Raw genomic sequence first — 24,822 nt, 5'->3', positions numbered from 1 at the left:
CACCAGGCCCTGGTACGGAAAGGGACGATGCCCTGCGGCGCCGGCGGCGCCGCAGGGCCATGCGGCTAGTTCGACTTCGGGTATAGCGGGACCAGCGTGGTGAAAATATGGCTTACTGCGGTATTGGCCGGTTGCCCCGCAGGCTGCGAGCCGTTGGCATGGCAGCTGAAGCAGTTCGAACCGTTGGATCGGGCATCGATGCCCTGATCGTAAGTCTCCATGGTGGTGTTGTTGAGCAGATTCGTGCCGATCTGGTTGTTGGGCTGCGTCTGGCCGGGCGGCGGGTTCTGCACCGTCTGCCCATGGATGGTCCAGGTCGCCCCGGTCATGATGTAGTTGGCGCGCACGTCACCCTTCGCGATCTGGGTCAACACACTGCTGTCGGACGAAATGACTTCGGTATTTTCCAAGACGAAGTCCGACGCGTCCGAGCCGGTACCCCAGGCCTTTGAACGCAGGGTGTCGCTAGGCGTGATATCCGTGACATACGTGTTGGTGCCGTCCTTGTAGGTCTGCCCCTGGATGTTTGGCGCAGCCTTGTAGTTCGCCTTCTGCAAGTTGTAGACCGTTGCAGTGGGTGAGGCGAATGCCCACTTGCCGGCCTTGCCTTGCGGCACCGAGGACGTCCCGCCCTGGACATTGGTGTACTGGTAACCGGAGCTCGGCGCATTGGTGACGTGCTCGAAGGTGGCCCAGGCCATTTCCGGATGTCCGGCGACGCTGCCGACCACATGCATGCCCACCATGGCCAGGTTGACTTGCTTGGTCTGGCTGGTAGGAATCCATAGCTTCGGATTACTGCGGTTGTACACGGGTACCGTGGTCGTGACGGTGATGAAGTCGCTTGGCTTCAATCCCAGCGCAGGCAGGCCCGCGGTATCGATCCACGAGGTCTTCAATTCCATCGTCAGGGCGACCCGGTCCGGCAGGTTCGAACCCTTCGAGGCAGCGTACCTGAGCACCGGGGTCAGTTGCTGGGCCGAGGTGGGGAAGAAGCTGTAGCCGCTCGGGCCGCTTGGGAAGGTGCCATTCACGGTGCCGGTCTGGAAAAACGCATAAACGTCGTTGACCATCGTGGCGTAGTACACCAGCGACTGGTCTTGCGCGAGCAGCACGCCCGACAAGCCGCCGGCCTGGCCCTGGGTCGGGTCGATGGTGTTGCCGTTACTGTCGACGAACACCACCTCGCCGTTCACCTGGAACCCTTGCACGAAGTTCTTCTTTTCCGCGGGCGTGGCCGTGGCCAATTGCGGTGCGACGCGCAAAGCCAGCGTAGTATCGAGCTTCGGAGCCTTCGGTTGCACGATCTCCTTGTCGGCCGCATCGAAGAACTTCGGCTTCTTGCCGGGCTGCTCTTCGACGCGACGAATCTCGATCATTTTGCCGGCCGCGTTGCGCAGTAGCGAATTGCCGTTCTCGGCCTGCGTAGCCGGCACCACTTCGAAGATCTGACCGTTCTTGTCGGTGACCAGCTGCAAGCCGTGCTCACCGGCCTGAGCGGCGCGTACGTTGAGCAGGGGAAGCGGGTTGTCCGGCTGGTTTTGCGAATAGGTGCGCTTGCCGTTACTCAAGCCGGAGACGTTATAGAAAATCGGCGACGTGAATACGAAGCCTTTCGAGCCATACGCGCCAGATGCTGGAGAGGTGAGCCAGAGAAACATCTGCGCACTCCAGTTGTAGAAGTTGCAGTCGTTCTGGTTCGGGAACTTGATGCTGTCGGCCGGATTGACCGCGCCATTCAGGCTTGGCTTGCCGCTGACAAACCAACTGGCGAAGGTGGTTGGCGCGACTGCGCACAGCGCTTTCGCATTCGACGGCACCACGGTTTGGGCGCCGACGAATCCCACCGGCGCCAGCGCCAGTACCGAGGCGCCCAGGAACCTGAAAACCGCACGATTGTTCCGCTTCGTTGCAGCTAGTTTTCTCATCGCTCTCTACTCCTGTGGAAAGTAAGAAAAAGTCGATCAGTCAACTTTCTTGCGCGGTGTATCAAATCGGTGCGCGCCCCGGCTTTCGTGGGCGATGACATGCAGGCACCATGAGCTTGCTTTGCGCAAATTCGAATCAAACGATGACGAGTCGCGGCCTGCTTGCCGGCGCGACTTTCTGCAAACGCGATCTATTGGGTGAGTTACTTACCCTGGTTGTCACCAGACGCGTGAAAAACGGAACTCACTCCCCCGCTAGATTCCCCCAAATCTTCGGGGGCGATCAAACAATGTGCCCCGTGAAAACGGCGTGAGGAAAGACGCTGGTAAACGTTTTCGCCGGGTGCCCTGAAGCCTTGCCGGAGGTTGGCTTGCGTCAACCTGCGTTCCGCTCAATGGGAGGATGGCCAGGGAGCAGCGCGACGTGCGCTAAAACCTCGAAGCAGGCCGTGGTGCGCGTGCGCCACGGTACTCACCTGCATCTCTAAACAATTTAGGAGTTCTTTTATTGGGCGATCGATCTGAGGTCGGTACATTCGACTGCAACGGGCTCCCGCCGCGCTACGCCGCATCTGCAAGAGTCATGCAATGGATGACTCTCGGTGCGTGCGCCCGTGATGGTGTGAGCGAGTGACGAATGCAATGACCGAGGAGTGCCATGAACTGCAAGCGTATTGCGATGGAGTCGGTTGCGAGAAAGGGAATGGGTCGGTCTGCGCTCGCCTTGCTTGTCATGGGCATGCTGGCCCCCTCCGAAACGAAAGCGGCGGAGGACGAACTGACTTGGCATGGCATCACGTTGTACGGCGTTTATGACATCGGCGTTGCGTATTTGCGTGCAGGTGCCAAAGTCAGTGGAAGCTCGGCTGCGGGCTTGAACTACTTTATCAATAAGACCGCGCATCAATCCCTGGTTTCGATCGCGCCCAATGGCCTAAGCCAGTCGTCCATCGGCTTGCGCGGCAAGCAAAAGATAGCGGGCGATTTCGACTTCGTGTTCAAGCTGGAAACCGGGTTTTCGCCGCATTCGTTCCGTTTGACGAATGGTCTGCAATCCCTCGTCGACAACAACGGGGTGCCGCAAAGTCGACAGCGTGCGGCGGGCGACTCCAGTCGCGCGGGACAAACCTTCAACGGACCGGCCTATTGGGGTATCAGTTCCAAGACCTATGGCAGCCTCACGCTGGGGCGCAACAACCTCCCGGACAGAGACGCGATGAGCCACTACGATCCCTTGGCCGGCTCCTACGCCTTTTCCATCCTTTCTTATTCCAATGCCGCGGCGGGCATCGGCGTAACCGAAGACGGCCGTTTGGACAACTCCATCAAATACGCTTACCAGTACAAACATTTTCGGATCAGCGGACTGTTCCAGCCGGGCTACACCCAAGGAAGCCCGGGCATGGCCAAAAACATCGATGTCGGCTTTGACCAGGGACGATGGTCCATGGACATCGCATGGGGACACAAAAACACAGCCCTTTCCGCGAGTTCACTCACGGCAGGGCAAATGGCCAAGGGCGCTCCACCCGATTCGTTGGTCGCCACCGTTTCGGACAATACGTCCTATCTGGCCATGGCCAAATACCGTTTGGATCACTGGACGCTCTACGCGGGTATCGCAAACCTGCGATTGCGCAACCCTTCGCATGCACTTGCGGCGCCGTTGCAAGGGCTGGGCGGGTATTGGTTTAGCGTAGTCAACGATTCGGCCTATCCGCATGCCAAAGTACTGACTGTGTATTGGATCGGCTTTGACCATCCCATCACGGCCAAGCTGGATCTGGCGGCGGGCTGGTACTACTACCACCAGAACGCCTACGGAAAGACCCAATGCTCGGGGTCCGATTCCCCACAGTGCTACGGCACCCAGACCATGCCTTCAGTGCGGATGGATTATCGGATCAACGGCCATTTCGACACCTATGCCGGCGTGATGTATTCGCGGGTCAGAGGGGGATTGGCCAGCGGCTATCTGCACCGGTGGAACGTCGATCCCATGATCGGCATCCGTTTCCGCTTCTAGGCGCAAGCACCTCGGCCAGGATGGGATCAGGATGGTTTGAACGATGAGTGCTCCAGAGACCTGCACGAAATCCGCGCTTGCCGCTCGCCGATTCTGGCCGGAAGGCTGGTGGCGGTGGATGGACATCCGCATCGGCATCATTCCCCTGCCTGTCTATGTGTTGTTGCTTGCGTTGCTTGGTGTCATGGTGTGGCAGGGATGGATGCCGGGTGAAATCAACATCGCCATCGCCGTACTGGCAGTGGGCGGTTTTACCTGCGGCGAGATCGGCAAGCGCTTGCCCTATCTTCGACATGTCGGCGCCGCGGCGATTCTGGCGACCTTCCTGCCGTCCTACCTGGTCTACGCGCAATGGCTTCCGCCAATCGTCGTGCATGGTGTCACTAGCTTTACCAAGTCGACCCATTTTCTCTATCTGTTCATCTGCATGATCATTGTTGGCAGCATCCTGTCGATGGATAGGCGTGTGCTGATCCAGGGTTTCCTCAAGATCTTCGTGCCACTGGCCTGTGGCTCGGTCGCGGCGATGCTGGTAGGCACCCTGGTGGGCAGCCTGCTCGGGCTGGACGTCCGCCACACGTTTTTTTACGTGGTGATTCCCATCATGGCTGGCGGGGTAGGCGAGGGTGCGTTGCCCTTGTCCTATGGGTATGCGGCGGTACTGCATCAGGCGCAGGATGAGGTGTTCGCCCAGGTACTCCCCTCGGTGATGCTGGGAAGCCTGACGGCCATTCTGCTATCGGGCCTGTTCCATTTCGTGGGGCGCAAATACCCGCATCTGAGCGGGCGCGGATACCTGTATCCGGGGGAAGAAAACGCGGTCCATGCTTACGTAGACCGCGACCAGGAAGGCGCGAGCGTGGATATCGCCCATCTGGCCGCAGCAGGGATAACCGGCATCAGCTTCTATGTGGCGGGTCTGCTGGCCTTCCACCTGTTCGGCTTACCGGCACCGATATCGATGCTGTTCATCGCCGTACTGGCCAAACTCGGCATGGCCATTTCCCCGCAGTTGCAGCGGGGAGCGAGCCTTGCCTACCGGTTCTTTGCCGTTGCGGTGACTTATCCGTTGCTGTTCGCTATCGGTGTCTCCATGACGCCCTGGGACAAGCTGGTCTCGGCATTGACTCTGAGTAACGCCCTGACGATAGCTTCGACGGTGGCTACGCTGATGATTACCGGTTTCTACGTGGGCCGCCGCATGGGCATGTACCCGATCGATACGGCAATCGTTTGTGCCTGCCACAGCGGACAGGGTGGCACCGGCGATGTCGCTATCCTCTCCGCTTCGGAGCGGATGGCCTTGATGCCCTTTGCGCAGATTGCCACCCGTATCTTCGGCGCCATCACCGTGACGCTGGTGCTGATGGTGTTTGCCTACGCAAGCGGCTTCTAGTGCGTAGGCTGGGATGACAATCCCAGCTTTCCACACGACATACCGATGCTGGGATTGTCATCCCAGCCTACATCTTTCGCCTATGGGAATGGCATTTACAGTTTGCCACCACCGATCAGGCGCACAAAATCCCTGGCCGAATTCGTAAAACTGTAAGGCGCCGAGTCGGGCAGCACGGTCTTGGGCTGGCCGGTCCAGCTCTCGATGACATACTGGTCGGGCTTTCCACCGGCGGCGGCATACGAGCGCTGTTCTTTCATGATGCCGTCATACCAGGTCTTGTCGCTGAGCGTGCCGGATTGCTTGGCTTGCCAGAAATCCGAATCCCAATAGATCAGGCTGAATTTCACGCCGCTCGCATGGCAATGGTCTTCGATCTTCTTCAGATCGCTCCACGAGCCCTTGTGCGCGACTTGAAAGGCCACCCAGTCGGGATCGACACGATAGAAGTCCAGCCCCTTTTCCCCGAGCTGATGCAGCCTTGCCTGCAGACGGTCCAGCCAGCGAACGTGCTCATCGACGCTTCTTGAGGGAAATGGCTCGATATCGCCGATCAGCGCGTCCGGATAGTTCCTTCTCACCGCGATGATGAATCGTATCGTCTGTTCGAGGGTGGCGTCCTCAGACATGTGCAGGCTCATCGCCTTGGACAACGGCTCGTCCATGGCGAAACCGCTGATGATCCAGCCGTGCTGGCCGAGGCGATCGAATTCCGCCTTTTGCAGTTGAAAGCTCTTTTCGCCGTCCTGCGACCACTCCTTGATGGCGCCGACCTCCAGATCCAGCGTTTTGTGCCAGGACTTCATCTGGGAACCGAACTGCTGCAGATCATCGTCGGAAAAGTGCTTGAACGTGAACGGCACCGCGAGTAGACCGTTCACCATGGATCGCGTCGACGTCCACTTATCGTCTTCGTAAAACAGCTGTTGAAAGTCTTGGGAGGTAGGGGCATTGATGACGAGCCTTGACATGGGCTGTGCCGCAGTAGCCGAGGTCATGGGGCCGGCCAAGGCCATGGCGGCAAAAAAAGGCAACACCTTCCAGGAAAGCTGCTTGCATGCAGTCATGCTGTGCTCCATGAGTTTTCGTTGCGGTGTGGGAAAGGCTTGGGAAAAATCGTATACCAGGAAGGTGGGATGCGTAGCGGGTCAGGTCCCGCAGGAAGATGGGTCTGGTTAGCTGCCATTCGGTCAACAGGTCGTGAACTCAGGAGCGTAGGCTGGGATGACAATCCCAGCATTGCATGCGACATCCCGATGCTGGGATTGCCATCCCAGCCTACACTCCGCCAGACGTGCAGGTGAGCTGAGATTGACATGACACAAGCCTGGCCGCAGGTGCAAATCGATCCGCTGGCGGAGGATGCGTGGCTCTTGCGCTTCGGTGAAGCCATCGATGAAGCAGTGAACGCGCGCGTCCTGCAGGTAGCCGCGAGGCTGCAGTCCTGCCTTGCCAGCGTGGAATGCGTGCCGGCTTATGCGAGCCTGCTATTGCGCTTCGATCCGCTCGGCTGGCGGGAGGATGAGGGCCGCTTTTCCGAACAGTACTTGCGCGAGGCCATCCAGTCTGCGTTGGATCAGGCAAGCGGCGCGGAAATCACGTCACGCGAAATGACCCTACCGGTTTGCTACGGCGGAGCAGCGGGTGAAGATCTGCAAGAGGTCGCGGAATACACGCACTTGACGCCGGAAGAGGTCGTCGCGCGTCATACCCGCGCGACTTACCGCGTGGCCATGCTCGGATTCGCCCCCGGGTTTCCTTATCTGCTTGGTCTCGATCCGGTGTTGGCGGTGCCGCGGCGGAGCAGTCCACGCATCAGCGTGCCGGCCGGCAGCGTCGCCATCGGCGGGCAACAGACGGGCATCTACCCGCAGGAACTCCCCGGTGGGTGGCAATTGATCGGTCGCACGCCGTTGCGCTTGTTCGATCCGGCTGCCGATGCGCCGTCCTTATTGTGCCCGGGCGATCGTGTTCGCTTCCAAGCGATAGATGAGCATGAATATCTACGCCGCGTCACTCCGTAGGCTGGGATGCCAATCCCAGCGTCGCGGGTATTGCACGCATGGCAATGCTGGGTTTTGCAACGCAAGGCTGCAAGTTGTTACGGGCACCGAGGCATGAGCATCGAAGTCATCAAGCCCGGCCTGCTCAGCAGCCTGCAAGATGCGGGGCGCCGCGGCTTTGCTTCGCTTGGCGTGGGACGCGCGGGCGCGATGGATCAGCCGGCATGGCGGCTGGCCAATGCGCTGGTGGGCAACGCCGATGGCGAAGCCGCACTGGAGATCACGCTGGCCGGACCCCTGCTGCGTTTCCTACAGGATGCCGTGATTGCCGTGACGGGCGGGATCATCGAAGCCCGTGTAGAGGACCAGCCCTTGCCGCCCTGGACGAGCTGCTTTCTGCCTGCAGGAGCCGTGCTGCGCCTCGGTGGCGTGCACCATGGCTGCCGCAGTTATCTCGCTGTGCGGGGTGGTTTCGACTGTGCGCCGGTGCTGGGTAGCCGCAGCGCCGATCTGCACGCACGGATCGGTCCGCTGGATGGACGAGCAATCCAGGCCGGTGACGTCTTGACGATCGGCGAGCGCGCCGCAGTCCCCTGGTTTCATTCAGGCAAGCAGGTGCGTGCACTGCGCTGGGGGCTCGATCCGCAGCCGTGGCTCGACTATGCGCAGGCTCCGCTGGCGCTGATGCGCGGCCATCATTACGCGGCCCTTGACGACGCCTCGCAGCAGGCGTTGTTTTCGCGGCCTTTTCTCATCAGCAAGGACAGCAACCGTACGGGCAGCCGCCTGGATGGCGCGCCACTGGGTCTGCGCCAACCGCTGGAGCTGCTATCCGAAGCCACGTTGCCCGGCACGCTGCAATTGCCACCCTCCGGACAGCCGATCCTGCTGCAGGCGGATGCGCCGGTTACGGGCGGCTATCCGCGCATCGGCCAGCTCGCCGCAGTGGACCTTCCGCGCCTCGCGCAACGCCGGCCGGGCGATGCCGTATATTTTCGCGAGACTGGCATGGACGAGGCGTGTCAACGCCAGCGCGAGCGCGAGGAATCGCTGCGAAGCCTGCTTCAACGCACCGAACAGCGCCTGCTTTCCACATCGCCTGCTGCATAAGTTGTCTGTCCAGGCAGGAGCAAGGACGGCCGTTCAGACACCTCGCGTCATGTCGATCCAGGCGCGAGCAGCGCGCGACAGGTGCGCCGATCGACGCCAAGCCAGCACCAGGCTCCAGCGAATTTCCGGTTCAATGAGTGGCATGGACACAAACCGAGTTGCGTCGGCGTCAGTGCAATAAGGCTCGGGAAGCAGCGCGACGCCCGTTCCTTTATCGGCCAGCGTGGAAATCAAGTCCCATTGACTGCTGCGGCACGCGATACGGGGCGAGAAACCCGCTTTCCGGCAGGCCCGATCAATGACCTCATTGAGCCGGAACGTCTCGTCGTACAGAAGAAATGACTCGCTGGCCAGTTCCGCCAAGGCCACCGCTTTGCGTTTGCGATCGTTCCAGCGAGAAGTTCTGGAAGCAAGCAGCTGAAGCCTGTAATCGCAGATCGGAATGAAATCGAGATCCTCCTCGACAGGTGCCAAAAAGACCCCAAGCTGGAGCGCGTCGGCGCGCAGTGCCTCGCCAATCGCGTGGGAGCCGGATTCGATCGATTTCAGCTCGATGCCGGGCCAGCGCGCATGAAAGGCGGCGATAAACGGAGCCATAAGCTTTGCGCCCAGGGGTGGGATGCCAATCGTCAGTTCACCTCGTTCAAGCGTGCCCAGCGATTCCAGGTCAGCCCGCAAAGCAGTCGCTAATGCGAGCATCTCCTGCGCGCGCGCCTGCACTAGGTGCCCGGCATCGGTCAGCACGACCCGTCGCTTGCGTGCGCCGCTGTCGCGCACGAGCAATGCGGTACCCATTTCTTCCTCCAGGCTTTGCACCATCTTGCTGACCGCCGACTGGGTTACACAGAGTGTGTCGGCGGCTGCCGTAAAGCTTTCGCGGCGAACCAATTCCACAAAATACCGCAAAGCGCGCAGTTCCATAGCTGTAGCTCCATGAGAAAAATTCAAGACACATTAGTCCGGCAAGGCATGATGATTATATAAATAATTCCATTGATGCGATGTATGCACGGTAACTACACTGAATGCAACGAAATACTGTGCTTAAAAAGGTTCGTGATCTTGAATTATTTGTTGCTTACTCAGTCGCTGGTGCGACCCCCATCGCCAACCGGCTCCGCCGCCGACTCAGCGACGATTCAGGCCAGGGTGTCGATGCATCCTCCTTGACGTCGTTCCCCTTCAATGCGCAGTGATGGGCGATGTCGTGCCATGCCGGCGTCGCGGTGGACACGTTCTCCAAAGGGAAAATGAAATTCATGAGCAGTTGCAAATTCGACTATATCGTCATCGGTGCGGGATCAGCGGGCGCCCTGCTCGCAAACCGCCTCAGCGAAGATCCGACCAAAAACGTGCTGTTGGTCGAAGCAGGTGGACGGGACGACTACCTATGGATTCACATCCCGGTCGGCTATCTGTATTGCGTCGATAATCCACGCACCGATTGGCAGTTTCGTACGCAGCCGGAAAGAGGGCTTCATGGACGCCAATTGGTCTATCCACGCGGCAGGACGCTGGGCGGAAGCTCCAGCATCAACGGCATGATCTATATGCGCGGTCAGGCGAACAACTATGACCAATGGGCGGAGCTGACGGGGGACGAGGAGTGGGCGTGGAGTCATTCGCTGAAAGATTTCATGGCGCACGAGAATTATTACAAGCTTGACCCCGAGAATCGTGCATTGCTCAATGGACGGGCCGGGGAGGTTGCCGCTTTCCATGCGCATGGCGGCGAATGGCGTGTGGAAAAGCAGCGCTTGAAGTGGGAACTGCTCGATTCATTTGCACTGGCTGCACAGCAAGCCGGCATTCCGCCCATCGACGATTTCAATACGGGCGACAACTACGGCGTCGGCTACTTCGATGTGACCCAGAAGGCCGGCTGGCGGTGGAATACCTCGAAGGCGTTTCTCGCGCCCATCGAAGGTCATCGCCCCAACTTTACAATTTGGACGGATTCAGTCGTCAAGCAGCTGAGCTTTGGCCGCCATGCCGATGGGTCACAGCGGTGCACCGGCGCGGAAATCGTCCGGGAACGGGAGCTTGTCACTGTTCACGCCGGATGCGAGGTGATTCTGAGTGCCGGCGCGATCGGCTCGCCGCACATCCTGCAGCGCTCCGGCGTCGGCCCCGCCGCCTTGCTTAGGCAGTTCGGGATCGACGTCATTCATGACGCGCCTGGCGTTGGCGCCAACTTGCAAGATCACTTGCAACTTCGCACGATCTACAAAGTCAAGCATGCCGAGACATTGAACGTCATGACTTCCAGCCTGTTAGGCAAGGCGGAGATCGGCATCGAATACGCCCTGCATCGTTCAGGGCCGATGAGCATGGCGCCGTCTCAATTGGGCGTCTTCGCGAGGAGCGATCCATCGCGACCCTACGCCAACCTGCAGTACCACGTGCAACCGTTGAGCCTCGATGCATTTGGCCAGCCGCTGCATACGTTCCCGGCCTTTACGGCCAGCGTCGCCCATATCAATCCGACCAGCCGAGGAACGGTGCAGCTGAAGAGTGCGGACTTCGAACAGGCGCCGGCGATATCGCCGAACTATCTGAGCACGGATGAAGACCGGAAAATAGCCGCCGACGCACTGAGGCTGACGAGGCGTATCGTGCAACAGCAGGCACTCGCCCGTTATGAGCCCGAAGAATACAAGCCGGGTATTCAGTACCAGACGGAAGAGGAACTCATGCAGAGCGCCAGCGACATTGGTACGACGATCTTCCACCCAGTAGGTACCGTCAAGATGGGCAAAGCCGATGACCCCATGGCCGTGCTCGATAGCCACCTGCGGGTGCGCGGCATTGCCGGGCTTCGGGTGGTCGACGCGAGCGTGATGCCTACCATCACGAGCGGAAACACCAGCGCGCCGACCATGATGATCGCCGAGAAAGCCTCGCATTGGATACGCAACGAGAACGGATTGATGGCAGATGCTTTTACACGCAACGGTACCAAGGATTGAATCATGCCGCTAATTAAATTTGACATCTTCGAAGGGCGCAGCAACCAGCAAATCCGTGTCATGCTCGATGCGGCGCACCGGGCTATGCTCGCCGCCTTCAAGGTGCCCCAGCGCGATCGCTATCAAATCGTCAACGAGCACCATGCGTCCCGCATGATAGTCGAGGATACCGGCCTGGGCATCGAGCGGACCGACAAGGTGGTCGTCGTGACGGTCATTTCCCGCCCGCGCAGCGAGCAGGAAAAGACATTTTTCTATGCCGAGCTTTGCCGTGAACTGAAGATCAGCTGTGGTATCGAAGAGAGCGACGTTGTGGTGTCGTTTGTGAACAATACCGACGCTGATTGGAGCTTCGGCAACGGGCGTGCGCAGTTTCTCACCGGCGAGCTGGGCGGTGGTGCGTGCCAACGGGCGAAGCCCAATCCGAGCCAGTGACCGGGCTGTCGTAGGCAGCTCGTCCCGGGCCTGATTTCGGGCTAGGATGAGGACGCCCAGAGCACCCCTGTCGGGCGCGAGGAGGCATGGCGGTACCTGCACCGAAGCATCGAACCATGTCCGGAATCCACATGAAAGGCGCCTTCACCAAGACCATCGACCTCAACAGCGACTTGGGCGAATCCTTCGGCGCGTGGCGCATGGGCGACGACGTCGCACTGCTCGCCATCGTCAGCTCGGCCAATATAGCCTGCGGCTTTCACGGCGGTGACCCGGACGTCATGCGCGGCACCGTGGCCATGGCCGTGCAGCGTGACGTGGCCATAGGCGCGCACGTGTCGCTGCCCGACCTGCAGGGTTTCGGCCGGCGCGAGATGGCAGTGACACCGAATGAGGCCTATGCGCTTACGTTGTATCAGGTCGGTGCGCTGCATGGATTTGCGCAGGCGGCGGGTACGCGGCTGCGGCACGTGAAGCCGCACGGCGCGCTGTACAACATGGCGGCGCGCGATGCAAAGCTGGCCGCGGCGATCGCGCGTGCCGTGCATGATTTCGATCCCACGCTGTACCTGTTTGGCTTGGCCAACTCGGCCCTGATCGATGCGGGCAGGGCAGTGGGCATACCGGTTGCCGCGGAGGCCTTTGCCGATCGCCGCTACCGTCCCGACGGCAGCCTGCAACCACGACGCGAACCCGATGCCCTGATCCAGGAAAGCGACGAAGCCATCGCGCAGGCGATGGCGATGGCACGTGAAGGGCGAGTGCGCGCCGTTGACGGCAGCATCCTCGAACTGCAGGCCGACACTGTGTGCGTGCATGGCGACAGCGCGCATGCGGTCACCTTGGCGCGCCAGTTGCGCGCCGCACTGGAAGCCGCTGACATCGGCATCGCTCCTCCGCACGGGAGCGGGCGGCAGGCATGAACTACTGGCCGCTACTGGGCGTCGCGGTCATCATCGTCGGTTTCGCACTGCGCCTGAATGCGGTTCCTGTCGTGGCCTGTGCGGCGCTCGTCAGCGGCTTGCTGGCCGGGCTGCCGCTGCCAGACGTGCTGGCGCTGCTGGGCAGGAGTTTCGTCTCCTCACGCATGCTGTTGCTGTTCGTACTCACGCTGCCCGCCATCGGCTTGCTCGAGCATGCCGGATTGCGCGAGCACGCCCAGCAATGGATGGGACGATTGCGCGGCCTCACCCTCGCGCGCCTGCTGATCGGTTACCTGCTGCTGCGTGAAGGGCTCGCCATGCTGGGCCTCACTGGCGTCGCAGGCCCGGCGCAAACGGTGCGTCCCCTGCTGGCGCCGATGGGCGAGGCTGCCGCCGAAAAGATGGATCCGGGCCTGAGCGACGCCGATCGCGATGCGCTGCGCGCCGTCGCTGCCGCAACCGACAACATTGGTCGCTTCTTCGGCGAAGACGTCTTCGTTGCGCTGGGCGCAGTGCTGCTCATCCAGAGTTTCTACGCGCAACACGGCATCGATCTCACGCCGTTGAGCATCGCATTGTGGGCCCTGCCGACGGCGATCGCCGCACTGGTGATCCAGTCGGTGCGCATATGGCTGTTCCAGCGGCGCCTCGTACGTCACGCCGGCGGAGATTGAGCATGCTGCGCATCGAATATGTGTATGGATTGATCGCAGCCTTTCTGCTTTTCACCGCATGGCGCAATTTGCGTGAGCGAAAGCTCGCACGCGCCGCCTTCTGGTTGCTGCTTGGTTTGCTGCTTGGCGGTGGCGACAGCGTACTTGCGCAACAGCATGCCGGCCGAGTGTGGCCGGCTCAGCTCGCCGGATGCATGGTCATTGCGCTGGCGCTGCTGTCCCCCTTGCTTCGTCGCCGGCCGCATCCGGAAACCGCGGGTAGCTCGATACGACTCGCATCCGCGTTGCGTCTGGGACATAAGCTTTTTTTGCCCGCCTTGCTGATTCCCCTGCTGACGCTGCTGGTGGCATTGTTCGGAGCCCATCTTGCGATTGGAGGTACGGCACTGTTTGCCAAGCCGCAGATGACGCTGATCGGACTGGGCATGGCCTGTGTGGCGGCTTTGTTCGCCGCTGCACGCGTGACACGGGCGCCATTGCATCAGGGGCTGGCGGAGGGTCAGCGCCTGCTCGACGCCATCGGATGGGCGGCCTTGTTGCCGATGTTGCTGGCAGCCCTGGGGGAAATGTTTACGCAAAGCGGGGTGGGGGCCGCGATCGCTGCGTTGGCGAAGGCGCTGCTGCCGGAAGGCAATGCCTTCATGTGCCTATTGTTGTTCGCTTTCGGCATGCTGCTGTTCACCGTGATCATGGGCAACGCGTTTGCCGCATTCCCGGTGATGATGGCCGGTATTGGGCTGCCGCTGCTGGTGCAGCGCCATGGGGCCAATCCGGCCATCCTCGGTTCGATGGGGATGTTGTGTGGTTACTGCGGTACGCTGCTGACGCCGATGGCCGCCGACTTCAACCTGGTGCCGGCGGCGTTGCTGGAGCTGCGCAATCCCTATGGAGTGATTCGCGCGCAGGCGTGGAGCGCCGCCGGCATTTTCATCGCCAATTTCGTCATCCTGTGGCTGCTGGTTTTTCGCTGAGCCATTCACTCTATAGCGAGATCCCCATGAGCGAGCCCCCGCGCATCCTGCTGACTGGCTTCACGCCGTTCGACGGAGCAGACATCAATCCCTCGTGGGAGGCGGTACGTGCTCTCGACGGCAAGTTCATCGGCGGCCACTTGGTGGTATCGCGGCTGCTGCCCACGGCGTTTGCCGAATCGCAACGCGAATTGGCTTTGATGGTGGACGAGGTCAAGCCGTCGATCCTGCTTGGAGTGGGGCAGGCGGGTGGAAGCAGTTGCATTTCCATCGAGCGGGTGGCGATCAACGTGCAGGATGCACGCATCGCAGACAATACCGGTGCGCAGCCCATCGATGAAGCGATCATTGCAGATGGCCCCGCAGCCTACTTCAGTACGTTGCCGATCAAGGCCATGCTCAAAGCTCTGCTCGCTGAGGGATTGCCTGCCGAGGTATCCAACACCGCCGGCACCTTCGTCTGCAACCACGTCGCTTATCTGATGCTGCACGTTGCCGCCAAACATCGCGACCGGCGTGCTGGCTTCATCCACATACCGTATTTTCCCGAGCAGGTGGGCGACCCTACTCCAAGCATGAGTAGGGCAGATGCAGAGCGTGCCCTGCACATTGCCCTGGAAGTTGCTGCAACCCGGCGTGTCGATGAGCATTTTGGCGCGGGCACGCTTGATTGATGTTTCCGCAAGGATGCACTCGTTGCCTCAGGACCTGATTTCAAGCGGCACGTATTTCACCTCGTTCCGCTCAGCATGCCGCTGAGCGGCATCCGGTTCGTAAGTCATTGCCGCGGCGGCTTTCCCTATTTCCTCCTGAGCGGACAGGCATTTCCATTTTTTGGCCGTCAATCGTCGCAGGACATGGTGGTTCGTGTGCGGAGGAATGCAATAACGTGAGCAAGAAGACCAGGACGCTATGGCTTGCCTTGGCTTGCCTGTTGGCGCTGTATGAGTACGTGCATGCCGCCTATGCGCCGAAGGACACTCTCCAGGTACCGCAAAGCGGCGGCGTTTCGCTTCACTATCTGGGTATTCAATTCGGAATCCAGCGCGTAGGCTGGGATGGCAATCCCAGCACTGGGACGCCGCGCGAAAGCTGGGATTATCGTCCCAGCCTACGCGCAGCCTAAAGCGCACGTAGTGCTGCCCAACGGGTCGGGTAGAGGCATTGCGTTATCGAGAGCTTGGGCCGCGAGCCATCCGACGCGTGGCGTTGCGGCCATGCCACGCAGTCCTATTCGTCTATATGTAAACCAGTAATTTATGGGTAAATAGCCGTAACGCCCCAATCCGGGTGCGGCGCTGAGCCTCATTCCGGATTTTCCTTACACGGAGTCGAAAAACGCCTTTGCGGTGCAGCACGGCGTAATCCAAGGAAAACTTGGATCGATCCAAGCTTCTTTGTTGTCATGCAATATCTTCCTTGCCGATGAATCACTTACTTGGATTTGAATCGATATAAATTCCTATTGACATTGTCTTTTTGCTGTCCTATTGATTGGCCCGCTCGTGACATCCGGTACAACGTTGTCACGAGAGCTTGGATCGATTGAAAGCAAGCGTTAGGGAAGCCCTGGCGATGACGTGGGGCGAGGCAGTCTTTTCACCGGCCGCGCACGCTGGTGATCGGGTCGGTTGTGCTTTTTCAAAACAGCAGTGACGGAGGGCCTCGGCAAACGCCATGGCTCAGAGGTGGTTTTGTGCCCACGAAACAACACCCATGCGGGCACGGAAACAGACAAGCCGAAAGAGTAGGGGAGCAGGAATGAGCAAAGTGCAGTTTCGTTTGGGCAGCAGCTTGCGCGCCAGCATCCGCATGGGCCTATGGGCCGCTGCCATGACCAGTGGTTCACTGTTTGCGCAGGACATTACCGGCGGCGTCTACGGCAACCTGCCGCAAGGCAAGGACATCGCCGCTGAAGTGAGCAACCCGGCGACCGGCTACGACAGCACGGTGCATGCCGATTCCAACGGCCATTACACCGTCACCGGACTGATGCCCGGCAATTACGTCGTCAAGCTGTTGCGCGGCGGCCAGGTGGTCGATCAGCGCAACGTAGTCGTTCAGGCCGGCTCCAACAGCGCCGCGATCTTCACCGCGGCTGCGGCAGCCGGTAACGTGAAAGAGCTCAACGCGGTCACCGTGACTGCTTCGCAACCGCCGGTCAATGCGATCGACGTTACGACGAGCCAACAGATCCAGACCTGGAGTTCCAAAGACATCAATCGGCTGCCGTTGATCAATCCGGATCTGCTCGCGGTCGCCTCGATGCAGTCGAACGTCACGGCCATCACCAGCTCGCACGGCAATGCGCCGCAGTTCAACGGCGCGTCGGGTACTGAAAACCGCTACTTCCTCAACGAATTCAACGTCACCGACATGCAGCAGGGCGCGGTGCCGGACAAGATTCCGAACGAAGCTCTTGCCAGCGTCTCCACTGTCGATGGCGGCATGGATGCGAAGTACGGCAGCGCCATGGGCGGCGTCGTTGCCGGCACGATCAAGCAAGGCTCGAACGACTTCAAGGCCGGGGTGGATCTGGCGTTCACGCCCGCCACCGGCGTGCTCAATGAAAACCCCAGGAACACCTACAACTACAATGGCCAGCTGACCAACGCCAACCAGTTGAACCACTGGTCGCCGAGCCTGTTGCAGGACTACTGGGCATCCGGCGCGATCCTGAAGAACAAACTGTTCTACTACGTGCTCGCCGAAATCGAGCCGAACAATTATGGCCAGGGCGTGCAGGGCGTCAACCCGACCACGACCTACAGCTCCAGCAACAAGACCCTCAATGAAAACCGCAACAAGCAGTTCCTCGGCAATTTCACCTGGAACATCGCTGACGGTCATACGCTGAACATCTTCGTCGACCGTCAGAGCAACCTGCAGACGCAGTCGCAGTATGCGCTGTCTAGGCCATTCGATCCTTCCAGTGCGGCCACTGCCCTGGACAACTGGAGCGGCAACGCCTGGCACGACACCCTGGCGGTGGTCAACTACCACGGCCAGATCACCGATACATTGTCCGTCTCTGCGATGGCGGGTACCTCACAGCAGTATTTCACCTCGTATAACCAGTACGGCATCGACGTTCCGTATCTCCAGTTCTACAACCCAGACACGAAGCAGACGTCGCAGCCGCCTGGCAACGGTACCAGCAGCCTGTACTACCTGAAGTACCGCATGATGGGTGCGCGTATCGACTTCACCTGGAGCCCAACCGACAACCACGAAGTGACCTTCGGTGGCGAGCGTTACAGCCCGACCATGGCGCAGGCCAATATCCCGAACCCGAACTCGTGGACCTACAGCTATTGCAGCACGTCACTGGGGCCGACCGAGCCTTGCACCATCAACGGCCAGTCGGTCGCGCCGGGAACGAAGTACGTCACCTTGGCCTATGCGCCGCGCATCTACTACAACAGCTCGCCCACCTACGGCTTCTATCTGGGCGATAGCTGGCATTTCGCACAGAACTGGACCGCCTATGTCGGCGGGCGTTACGACAATTACGCCATGACCGACAACATCAACGTCAAGATGTACAGCAAGGGCAACTTTCTGCCTCGAGTTGGTGTGGCATGGGACGTCCATGGCGACTCCACGCTGAAGATCGGCGCCACGGCGGGCGAGTATTCCGAAGGCATTCCGCTTTACTTCAATGCCTACGGCGGGACGCCGGGTCAGGGCTACATCCACACCAACACCACTTACACCTATACCGGAGTAGGAGCCGATGGCGTTCCAACCGGCCTGACCCAAGTGGGACCCGTGCAAGGTAGCTCCGGCAGCGGCCTGCATTACCTGACACCCGGACAGTTCATTTCGAGCACGACGCAAAACGCCAAGCTGAAGCAATTTTCGATTTACGCGCAGCAAAAGCTCGGCGACAGCTGGACCGCAGGTGCCACGTTCTTCACCAGCAAGCTGACGGGCTTGCCGAATATCTACAACAACATCGATCAATTGAAGGCGTACCTGACCAATAAGGGCTACCCGAATGCGGTATTCCTCGGCCAATACCTGATCACGCCGGGCAAGGACATCAACATTCCGGTGCAGCTGAACGGCGCCAACAGCCCGCTCACGATGGTCAACTTCCCGAACAGCTACATCGGTTTCCCGTCGCTGCGGCGCAAGATCTATCAGCTCAGCCTGAGCATGGATCACGCCTACTCCGAGGAAGAGCCGTATTACCTGAGCGCGTCCTACACGTGGCGTCATGAGTTTGGCAACACCGACGGCACCACTAGCTATGCCGGTGGCGGTAACAACACTGGTGCAACCGGCTATGACGGCGGCTTGAATGCCTCGGGCTTCCTGCAGGGCGCCGCAGGTAATCTGGGCAACGATATCCCGAACACGGTCAAGGTGTTCGGCTACTACAAGTTTGCCCATCAGGACAATTTGTTGAAGGGTCTGCGTGTAGGTGGTGCATTCACGTACTACGACGGCGGTCCCGTCGATTGCCAATCCCAATATCCCAGCAACGGAAGCCTGGCGATCGGCAGCAACCAACTCGGCAACAACAACGCCTTTTACTGCAACACGTTGTCGAATGTGTTGGCTGGCCAATCTCCCATCTCGAACAGCATCAACTACACCCGCGGCAGCTACGGTCGCCTTCCGTCTTACAAGCAGGTGGATCTAGATATCGGTTACGACTGGGCCTATGGCAAGAACGCCTTGTCGCTGGATTTGAAGGTGCTCAATCTGTTCAACAGCAACACCGTTACCTCGTACGTCACCAATATCAGCAACGGCAACGGGCAGTTCAATCCGAACTTCATGCAGCCCAATACGTTCCAGCAGCCGCGTACCGGCGAGCTGGTATTCCGTTGGCAGTACGACTAGACGGCGGGCGTCGGCGCCTTCATACCTTCCACCGCATGAAGGCGCCGACGGACGGCACGCAAGCGAACGCAATGAATTCGGAGGCGAATTTGAATCCGCTACTGCAAGGCCTGGATCCCGCCGCGGCGAATCGGGTGATCGCAGCGGAGCAAGCGCTGGCCATGGGGCGGCCCGATCAAGCTGCCGGCCCCTTGGGCTCGGTACGGGCCAGTCATCCGGACCATCCGGAAGTCTTGCGCCTCCATGCGAGCTTGCTGAGCTTGCGGGGAGAGCACCGGTACGCCCTGCGCGAAATGCGTCGTGCGCTGGAGCAGCGCCCGCAAGAAACGTTGTATCACAATGCACTTGCCATCTTCCTGGCGGAGGCGGGCGAACTTGACCAGGCGGTCGACGTTTTGCAACACGCCTGCCAGCTGCAGCCAAGCTTTGTCCTTGCCTGGTACAACCTCGGCCTGTTCCTAATGCGCAGTGCGCGCTTTGACGAAGCGAGGACGGCGTTGCGGCGCGCCATCCAACTGGCACCCGATTACGCTGCAGCGCGAGCACAGCTCGCCGATTTGCTGCGCATGGACAATTTTCGCGAGGAAGCCATTGCCGAATATAGAAAGCTGCTGGCCGAACAACCGTGGGCCGGCATGGCATGGTGGGGCCTGGCGGAAATCAAGACCTTGCGCTTGGGCGCGGTCGACAGCGATGCGATCCGCCGTGCACTCATACATCCGCGTGCCAGCGACGGCGACCGCGTCGCGATGGGCTTCGCCCTGGCCAAGGCGCTGGATGATCAGGGCTGTTATGCCGAAGCGATGCAGGCATTGGCTGCAGCCAATGACATTGCCCGCAGACGCAGGGCGTGGCATGCGGCGGGTTTTGCCGCGACGATCGAGGCAATCCGCTCCGCCGCCTGTACCACCAATGCCGGGCAAGAGCTGGGCTCGGAAGTGATCTTCATCGTGGGCATGCCGCGTTCGGGCTCGACTTTGATCGAGCAGATTCTCGCTACGCATTCGAACGTGGAAGGAACCGCGGAGTTGACCGATTTGCCTTTGGTTATCGCCGAAGAATCGAACCGCCGCAAACAGCCTTATCCCCAATGGCTGGCGGACATGGGGGCGGATGATTGGCGTCGGCTGGGGCAGCGCTATTTGGAGCGCACGGCTCGCTGGCGCAAGCGCCGTCCGATCATTACGGACAAGCTTCCCAATAACTGGATGCATATCGGCTTGATCCGCGCGATGCTGCCGGGCGCGCGCGTTGTGATCAGTCGCCGTGATGCGCTCGAAACCTGTTTCTCGTGTTATCGGCAGTATTTTCCGGGCAACGACTACACCCGCACGTTTTCCGACCTGGCCGCGTATTGGCGCAGTTTCGATGCCGCGGCGAACTACTGGGTGCAGAAAGAGCCGGCACACGTTTACCAGCACGCCTACGAAGATTTGATTGCAGAACCGGAAACGCAAATTCGAGCATTGTTGAAATTTTGCGGCTTGTCCTTCGAGGAGGCTTGCCTGCGTTTCAACGAAACGCAGCGCGCTATCGGTACGCCAAGCGCCATGCAAGTGCGCGAGCCGCTGCGCACCGACACGGCGCGCGCGTCACGCTATGGCGAATGGCTGAATCCGCTGCGCCAGGCGCTTTTTCTTCCTCTGCTCGGCGAGCAACGTTTTAGCGCGTAGGCTGGGATGACAATCCCAGCTTTCCACGCGGCATCCCGATACTGGGATTGCCATCCCAGTCTACGCGTTGGGCTCTTCACAACTTTGCCGTTCAGTAGCGCCGAATGCCTGCGGCCATGCGGTCGGGTTCAGGGAGGCAGCAGGGCAGTCAGCGCCTTTTCGTCCATTACCCTCGGGAGGGTGTTCATGAAGCACACGAAGGTTGGGTATTCACGCTTGCGTCGCAAGCCTGCATTGCTGCTTTTTGTTTCGGCTCTGGCATTCGCGTGCGGTAGCGCGCATGGCCAAGCCACGGGCTACACCGGCATCTATGGTGGCGGCCCAATGTACAAGCACGTGGCGAGCAATATCTCCGAGATCGAAAACTCCGGTTTCACTGAAGTGATCGTGTGGAGCGTCGAGGTGAATTCGGTGGGCGATCTGAATCTTAATGGCGAATTCCCGTTGACGTCTGGCGGCACTTACGTGGGCAACAACACCTGGCCGTCTTTCGCGGCCGATCTGGTGACCATGAAGCAGGGCACCCCCAAGCGCATCACGCTCAGCATCGGCTCCTCGAACGTCGGCGACTTCCAGGACATCAAGGCCCTGGTCAATGCGCAAGGAACCGGGTCCGGCAGCATTCTCTACCAGGACTTCCAGGCGCTGAAGGCCGCCTTGCCGTCGGTGGATGCCATCGACTTCGATGACGAGAACAGCTACGACTCGGCCTCGACCGTGGCCTTTGCGGTGATGCTTGGCAAGCTCGGTTACCACGTGACGATTTCTCCGTACACCAACGCTTCCTATTGGACATCGGTGGTGTCGCAAACCAACAGCCAGCTTCCCGGCACGGTCGATGGCGTGCATCTGCAAGCCTATTCCGGCGGTGCAGGCAACAGTCCGTGCTCGGGTTGGAGTTTCGGCAGCGTGCCGGTTTATCCCGGACTGTGGGACAGTGACGACACGCCCCCGCAGATGCAAAGCCAGATGAGCAGCTGGCACTCGCAATGCACGATCACCGGCGGCTTCCTTTGGTTGTACGACGACATTGCCGGGAAGACTTACAACGGCGGAAACGAAACGGCTGCCTACGCCAGCGCCATCAATGCCGGCCTCGGAGGAGGCACGACGACAAGCGGCGTGTATGGCATTTACAGCGATGGAACGGCGTTCACCACCGGCGGGCTGGATGGCAACGGTTACGCCTACTCGGCCAACTTGCTCGGCACTTCGCAGACCTGGAATGGCGATACCTTCAGCTTCGGTGCGGCCAATACCGCCAACGCGTTGAGCAGCAGCACCATCAACCTTACGCAGGGCCAGTACAGTGAGTTGAGCATGCTCGCGACGGGCCTCAACGGCAGCCAGGCGGCGCAGACCTTCATGGTCAATTACACCGACGGTACCAGTACCGTCATCAATCAAAGCTTGAGCGACTGGTTCAGCCCGCAAAGCTATCCGGGCGAATCGAACGCCGTCACGATGGCCTATCGCAATACCAGCAGTGGCAGCAAGGACGGCCGGACGTTCTATTTGTATGGTTATGCGTTTCCGATCGACAGCACCAGGACCGTCAAGAGCGTCATGCTGCCGAACAACCGCAACGTAGCGGTACTGTCTTATGCGTTGAGCAACCCAAGCATTAACGCCGCATCGGTCAGCCTTGCATCGGCCTTCAACAAGACCAGCCTGTACAACGACGGCGCCACCTTTGCTTCCAATGGCGGCGTGGATGGCGTGGGTGATGCCTATTCGGCGCAATTGCTCGGATCGTCGCTGGAGTTCAACGATGTGCTGTATCGCTTCGGCAACGCCAACGTTGCCAATGACGTAAGCGCGTCAGGACAGGCGATCACCCTGCCGTCGGGGCAGTTCTCCGCCCTGCAGTTGTTGGCAGCCGCAGTGAATGGAAACCAGACCTCGCAAACCTTCACCGTCACCTATACCGACGGCAGCAAGTCGACCTTTACCCAGAGCATCAGCGACTGGTTCAGTCCGCAGAGCTATGCCGGTGAATTGCAGGCCGCCAAGCTGCCTTATCGGGATACTTCATCCGGCGGCCGTGATAGCCGTACGTTCTATCTCTACAACTACAAATTCAACTTGAACAACAGCAAGACGGTCAAGAGCATCCAGCTGCCGAACAACCCGAACGTACAGGTCATGGCCATCACGCTGGTGCAGTGAACCATCCTTCCGTGCGCGGGGCGAAAGGCCCCTCACGTGCGGCCATTCAAGCCATCCGGAAGATCCCCGCTGCCACTCATTGGCGAACCAGCGAAGCTTGCTTCGCTGGTCTTTTTTTAACGTCGGGCGCTTGCTCTTGCTGTGCGAACCTGGCTGCATGCGGCAGGGCCAGGCTGGAGCTTTGCAGCTGGCCTGGGCTCGGTGAATGCCGGCAACTTGCTGGTTGCCTGCAACCGGGGGGGGGCTGGTCCGGCACGATCGTCGTCGATACCGACATGCCGGTTTTGCTGGAGGAAGGCGGGACATGGGTTTAGTCTGGCCTCAAGCCTTTGACAGTCGATGCGCATGCTGGATTGAACACCGCAATCCTCAGGTGGCGGCATCTGCCCATCTGGCCGGCGGCGCCACTCCCGATGAATCGCCCACTGATGAAGGAGCAGCTCCATGCGTAGTGCCATCCATGCCTCGTTTGGTGTTCCCGGTGAAGTCCTCGCCATGCGGGATAGCCCGATGCCGGAGCCTGGGGCAGGGCAGGTTCGGGTCCGTACCCTGCTCGCGCCGATCCACAACCACGATTTGTGGACCATTCGAGGCCAGTACGGTTACAAGCCGGCCTTGCCGGCGATTGGCGGCTCCGAAGCGGCCGGCGTCGTCGACGCGCTGGGCGACGGGGTGCAGGGTATTGCCGTCGGACAGCGTGTCGCGGTGGCGTCCGTACACGGAACTTGGGCGGAGTATTTCCTCGCCCCGGCGCAGATCCTGGTGCCGGTGCCCGACCTCATCGCCGACGAAGTGGCGGCGCAGCTGATCGCCATGCCGTTCAGCGCGATCTCGCTGCTGGATTTCCTGCACGTGGAACACGGCGACTGGATCATCCAGAACGCCGCCAACGGTGCGGTCGGCAAGACCCTGGCGATCCTGGCCAAGGCGCGCGGCATCCACGTCATCAACCTGGTGCGGCGTGAAGCAGGCGTGGACGAGCTGGCTGCGCTCGGCATCCAGCATGCCGTGTCCACCGCTCAGGATGAATGGCAGCAGCGCGTCCTTTCGATCATGGCTGGCGCGCCGATTCGCGCAGCCGTCGATTCCATCGGCGGCAAGGCCAGCGGCGAGTTGCTGGCCTTGCTGGGTGAGAACGGCCTGCTGGTGTCCTTCGGCTCGACCGGCGAGGGCCCGATGCAGCTGTCCTCCGCCGAGCTCATTTTCAAGCAGGTCACGGTGAAGGGTTTCTGGGGCAGCAAGGTGGGGGCCGCCATGCATGGGGAAACCCGACGGCGCTTGATCGGGGAACTGTTGCGCCATGCCGCAAGCGGTGAATTGAAGCTGCCGGTCGAGGCGGTCTTCCATCTCGCCGACGTGGCCCAGGCCGCTTCCGCGAGTGCGCAACCGGGTCGCAAGGGCAAGGTGCTGCTGCGCCCCTGACGCTTTGCGGCCATCCACCGGCAATCTCTGCTCCCTCCCCTACGTTTAGTAGGGGAGGGTTGGGGTGGGGTGAAGCAACCTCGCGGTGAACCCAAGTAACGCGGCAAGCTCGTACAACCCCTCCCCAGCCCTCCCCTGCGAGCAGGGGAGGGAGCTGTATGTCACGTGGCTGACACGTGGGGCGTCCTCATACAGAGGGCACGTCCGAGATCGTGGTGCGGGCGTACGAATCCGCCGGACAGGACGATAGGACGGCCCTTCAACCCTAT

General features: G+C 60.3%; 17 protein-coding genes and 1 pseudogene. 15 read left to right on the top strand and 3 right to left on the bottom strand.

The features are described from left to right. Nucleotides 1–65: 65 nt before the first annotated feature. Complete coding sequence (locus EKH80_RS07145) at nt 66–1,928, bottom strand: hypothetical protein (protein WP_126684038.1); 1,863 nt, start codon at nt 1,926–1,928, stop codon at nt 66–68. 658 nt (nt 1,929–2,586) lie between these two features. Between EKH80_RS07145 and EKH80_RS07140 the strand changes: the two genes are divergently transcribed. Beyond that, nucleotides 2,587–3,954, top strand: a complete 1,368-nt coding sequence (locus EKH80_RS07140) for a porin (RefSeq protein ID WP_126684037.1) — start codon at nt 2,587–2,589, stop codon at nt 3,952–3,954. Between the two features lie 43 nt (nt 3,955–3,997). Next, nucleotides 3,998–5,350 carry a 2-hydroxycarboxylate transporter family protein gene (locus tag EKH80_RS07135; RefSeq protein ID WP_126684036.1) on the top strand — a complete coding sequence of 451 codons (1,353 nt, stop codon included), beginning with the start codon at nt 3,998–4,000 and terminating at the stop codon, nt 5,348–5,350. A gap of 95 nt (nt 5,351–5,445) precedes the next feature. Here EKH80_RS07135 and EKH80_RS07130 read toward each other — a convergent pair whose 3' ends face one another. Next, complete coding sequence (locus tag EKH80_RS07130; RefSeq protein WP_126684035.1) at nt 5,446–6,417, bottom strand: hypothetical protein; 972 nt, start codon at nt 6,415–6,417, stop codon at nt 5,446–5,448. Nucleotides 6,418–6,666: 249 nt separating this feature from the next. Between EKH80_RS07130 and pxpB the strand changes: the two genes are divergently transcribed. Then, entirely contained in the window at nt 6,667–7,374 is a 708-nt protein-coding gene (pxpB, locus tag EKH80_RS07125; RefSeq protein WP_126684034.1) for a 5-oxoprolinase subunit PxpB, read from the top strand. Nucleotides 7,375–7,467: 93 nt separating this feature from the next. Next, nucleotides 7,468–8,463 (top strand): 5-oxoprolinase subunit C family protein, encoded by a 996-nt coding sequence (locus EKH80_RS07120; protein WP_126684033.1) that lies wholly within the window; start codon nt 7,468–7,470, stop codon nt 8,461–8,463. 33 nt (nt 8,464–8,496) lie between these two features. Here the strand turns inward: EKH80_RS07120 and EKH80_RS07115 are convergent, their stop codons facing one another. Further along, on the bottom strand, nt 8,497–9,384 hold the full coding sequence (locus EKH80_RS07115) for a LysR substrate-binding domain-containing protein (RefSeq protein ID WP_126684032.1): 888 nt from the start codon (nt 9,382–9,384) through the stop codon (nt 8,497–8,499). A 338-nt stretch (nt 9,385–9,722) separates the two neighbouring features. Here EKH80_RS07115 and EKH80_RS07110 point away from each other — a divergent pair, with 338 nt between their 5' ends. The 11 genes and pseudogenes from EKH80_RS07110 to EKH80_RS07060 all read left to right on the top strand — a co-directional run bounded on the left by EKH80_RS07110 (nt 9,723) and on the right by EKH80_RS07060 (nt 24,553). Further along, nucleotides 9,723–11,432 carry a GMC family oxidoreductase gene (locus EKH80_RS07110; protein WP_126684031.1) on the top strand — a complete coding sequence of 570 codons (1,710 nt, stop codon included), beginning with the start codon at nt 9,723–9,725 and terminating at the stop codon, nt 11,430–11,432. 3 nt (nt 11,433–11,435) lie between these two features. Then, entirely contained in the window at nt 11,436–11,867 is a 432-nt protein-coding gene (locus EKH80_RS07105; RefSeq protein ID WP_126684030.1) for a tautomerase family protein, read from the top strand. 116 nt (nt 11,868–11,983) lie between these two features. Further along, entirely contained in the window at nt 11,984–12,790 is an 807-nt protein-coding gene (locus EKH80_RS07100) for a LamB/YcsF family protein (protein WP_230473477.1), read from the top strand. Next, nucleotides 12,787–13,464: a DUF969 domain-containing protein gene (locus tag EKH80_RS07095; RefSeq protein ID WP_126684029.1), complete on the top strand. Its 678-nt coding sequence runs from the start codon at nt 12,787–12,789 to the stop codon at nt 13,462–13,464. The genes EKH80_RS07100 and EKH80_RS07095 overlap by 4 nt, the downstream gene beginning before the upstream one ends. A 2-nt stretch (nt 13,465–13,466) precedes the next feature. Further along, nucleotides 13,467–14,435: a 5-oxoproline transporter, DUF979 family subunit gene (locus EKH80_RS07090; RefSeq protein WP_126684028.1), complete on the top strand. Its 969-nt coding sequence runs from the start codon at nt 13,467–13,469 to the stop codon at nt 14,433–14,435. A gap of 26 nt (nt 14,436–14,461) precedes the next feature. Next, a complete protein-coding gene (gene pcp / locus EKH80_RS07085; RefSeq protein ID WP_126684027.1) occupies nt 14,462–15,109 on the top strand; it encodes a pyroglutamyl-peptidase I in 648 nt (215 codons plus the stop codon). 215 nt (nt 15,110–15,324) lie between these two features. Then, entirely contained in the window at nt 15,325–15,561 is a 237-nt protein-coding gene (locus EKH80_RS07080) for a hypothetical protein (protein ID WP_126684026.1), read from the top strand. Between the two features lie 635 nt (nt 15,562–16,196). Next, complete coding sequence (locus EKH80_RS07075) at nt 16,197–19,289, top strand: TonB-dependent receptor (RefSeq protein WP_158628783.1); 3,093 nt, start codon at nt 16,197–16,199, stop codon at nt 19,287–19,289. Between the two features lie 35 nt (nt 19,290–19,324). Continuing rightward, nucleotides 19,325–20,731: pseudogene (locus EKH80_RS07070) on the top strand (sulfotransferase family protein); the annotation flags it as partial. Between the two features lie 417 nt (nt 20,732–21,148). Beyond that, nucleotides 21,149–23,131, top strand: a complete 1,983-nt coding sequence (locus EKH80_RS07065) for a hypothetical protein (RefSeq protein WP_126684023.1) — start codon at nt 21,149–21,151, stop codon at nt 23,129–23,131. A 444-nt stretch (nt 23,132–23,575) separates the two neighbouring features. Next, nucleotides 23,576–24,553, top strand: a complete 978-nt coding sequence (locus EKH80_RS07060; protein WP_126684022.1) for a zinc-binding dehydrogenase — start codon at nt 23,576–23,578, stop codon at nt 24,551–24,553. Nucleotides 24,554–24,822: the final 269 nt, after the last annotated feature.

Origin of the sequence: Dyella choica (genome assembly GCF_003977665.1) — a bacterium.
In the GTDB taxonomy this organism is placed as follows: Bacteria; Pseudomonadota; Gammaproteobacteria; order Xanthomonadales; family Rhodanobacteraceae; genus Dyella_B; species Dyella_B choica.
This window is presented reverse-complemented; position numbering and strand designations above follow the sequence as displayed.

Bases quoted from the DNA above. Each gene is read 5' to 3' on its own strand.
- EKH80_RS07145 (WP_126684038.1), bottom strand. From the start codon at position 1,928: ATGAGAAAACTAGCTGCAACGAAGCGGAACAATCGTGCGGTTTTCAGG.
- EKH80_RS07140 (WP_126684037.1), top strand. From the start codon at position 2,587: ATGAACTGCAAGCGTATTGCGATGGAGTCGGTTGCGAGAAAGGGAATG.
- EKH80_RS07135 (WP_126684036.1), top strand. From the start codon at position 3,998: ATGAGTGCTCCAGAGACCTGCACGAAATCCGCGCTTGCCGCTCGCCGA.
- EKH80_RS07130 (WP_126684035.1), bottom strand. From the start codon at position 6,417: ATGACTGCATGCAAGCAGCTTTCCTGGAAGGTGTTGCCTTTTTTTGCC.
- pxpB (WP_126684034.1), top strand. From the start codon at position 6,667: ATGACACAAGCCTGGCCGCAGGTGCAAATCGATCCGCTGGCGGAGGAT.
- EKH80_RS07120 (WP_126684033.1), top strand. From the start codon at position 7,468: ATGAGCATCGAAGTCATCAAGCCCGGCCTGCTCAGCAGCCTGCAAGAT.
- EKH80_RS07115 (WP_126684032.1), bottom strand. From the start codon at position 9,384: ATGGAACTGCGCGCTTTGCGGTATTTTGTGGAATTGGTTCGCCGCGAA.
- EKH80_RS07110 (WP_126684031.1), top strand. From the start codon at position 9,723: ATGAGCAGTTGCAAATTCGACTATATCGTCATCGGTGCGGGATCAGCG.
- EKH80_RS07105 (WP_126684030.1), top strand. From the start codon at position 11,436: ATGCCGCTAATTAAATTTGACATCTTCGAAGGGCGCAGCAACCAGCAA.
- EKH80_RS07100 (WP_230473477.1), top strand. From the start codon at position 11,984: ATGTCCGGAATCCACATGAAAGGCGCCTTCACCAAGACCATCGACCTC.
- EKH80_RS07095 (WP_126684029.1), top strand. From the start codon at position 12,787: ATGAACTACTGGCCGCTACTGGGCGTCGCGGTCATCATCGTCGGTTTC.
- EKH80_RS07090 (WP_126684028.1), top strand. From the start codon at position 13,467: ATGCTGCGCATCGAATATGTGTATGGATTGATCGCAGCCTTTCTGCTT.
- pcp (WP_126684027.1), top strand. From the start codon at position 14,462: ATGAGCGAGCCCCCGCGCATCCTGCTGACTGGCTTCACGCCGTTCGAC.
- EKH80_RS07075 (WP_158628783.1), top strand. From the start codon at position 16,197: ATGAGCAAAGTGCAGTTTCGTTTGGGCAGCAGCTTGCGCGCCAGCATC.
- EKH80_RS07065 (WP_126684023.1), top strand. From the start codon at position 21,149: ATGAAGCACACGAAGGTTGGGTATTCACGCTTGCGTCGCAAGCCTGCA.
- EKH80_RS07060 (WP_126684022.1), top strand. From the start codon at position 23,576: ATGCGTAGTGCCATCCATGCCTCGTTTGGTGTTCCCGGTGAAGTCCTC.